The 1,295-nt window shown below is 59.8% G+C and carries 1 protein-coding gene; it reads left to right on the top strand.

Going from position 1 to position 1,295, the window contains the following annotated elements; translation table 11 throughout:
• Positions 1-79 precede the first annotated feature (79 nt).
• Entirely contained in the window at positions 80-1,267 is a 1,188-nt protein-coding gene (locus GN330_RS23365; RefSeq protein WP_425487200.1) for an IS481 family transposase, read from the top strand.
• Positions 1,268-1,295 lie beyond the last annotated feature (28 nt).

Below are 1,295 nucleotides of genomic sequence, written 5' to 3' on the forward strand. Positions count from 1 at the left end.
GTGAACGACCCGAGACATAGGTAACAGGTCATTCCGGACACATAGGTTACACAACTGGCCCTTTGCGGAGGATCGCGAGGTGCCATGGAAGGAGTGTAGCCAGATGGATGAACGGCTGAAGTTCATTGCCCGATTGCTCGACGGCGACTCGATGTCGACCGTCTGTCGGGACTTCAATATCTCGCGCAAGACCGGCTACAAGCTCCTGAAGCGTTATCGCGACAGCGGACTTCACGGGCTCACCGACCGTTCGCGGCGGCCCTATCGACAGGCCAATCAGTTGCCCTTCCAGGTCGAGACGCTGATCGTGCGCCTGAAGCGAGAGCGGCCCAACTGGGGCGCACCGAAGATCCGCGAGCGGCTGAGAAGGCTGTATCCCGACATCCATTGCCCCGCCATCTCGACGGTGCATGCCGTGCTCGATCGCCACGGCCTGGTCAAGCGCAGGAAACGCCGCCGCAACAAGGCAACCGGCACCACATTGTCTTCCGGCCTGCAGCCCAACGATCTGTGGTGCGCCGACTACAAGGGCGAGTTCATGCTCGCCGACCGGCGTTATTGCTATCCCTTGACGATCAGCGACCATGCCAGCCGCTATCTGATCGCCTGCGAGGCGCTGCACACCACCAAGGAAGCTTATGCGTTCAGCGTTTTCGAGCGCGCCTTCAAGGATTTCGGCATGCCGGCTGCCATCCGCACCGACAACGGCGTGCCCTTTGCCAGCCCCAACGCGCTGTTCAACCTGTCCAAGCTGTCGGTGTGGTGGCTCAGGCTGGGCATTGAGATCGAACGCATCAAACCGGGCCATCCGCAGCAAAACGGTCGGCACGAACGCATGCACCTGACATTGAAGCAGGAAGCGACCAAGCCGGCCGCCGCCAACTTCCTCGAGCAGCAGGGCAAGTTTGACGACTTCATCGAGACATTCAACGCCGAACGCCCGCATCAGGCGCTCGACATGGCCGTGCCGGCCGAACGCTACGCGCCGTCCTCACGTCCCTATACCGGCCTTGAGGACATCGACTACCCGTTCCACGACAAGGCAGTCACCGTCACCGCCTGCGGGCGCATTTGCTTCAATCGCCAGAAGATCAATCTCAGCCAGGTCTTCGACGGACAGACCGTCGGCATCAAGCAGACCGACGATCACATCTGGCTGGTCAGCTTCATGGATTATGACTTAGGGTACTTCGACGATGAGACATGCAGACTGGAACCGCTTCAAAACCCCTTCGGGCCAAAAGTGTTACCCATGTCTCCGGTATAATCTGTAACCCATGTGTCCGGAATGGACC

Source organism: Nitratireductor arenosus, from assembly GCF_009742725.1.
Taxonomy (GTDB): Bacteria; Pseudomonadota; Alphaproteobacteria; order Rhizobiales; family Rhizobiaceae; genus Mangrovimarina; species Mangrovimarina arenosa.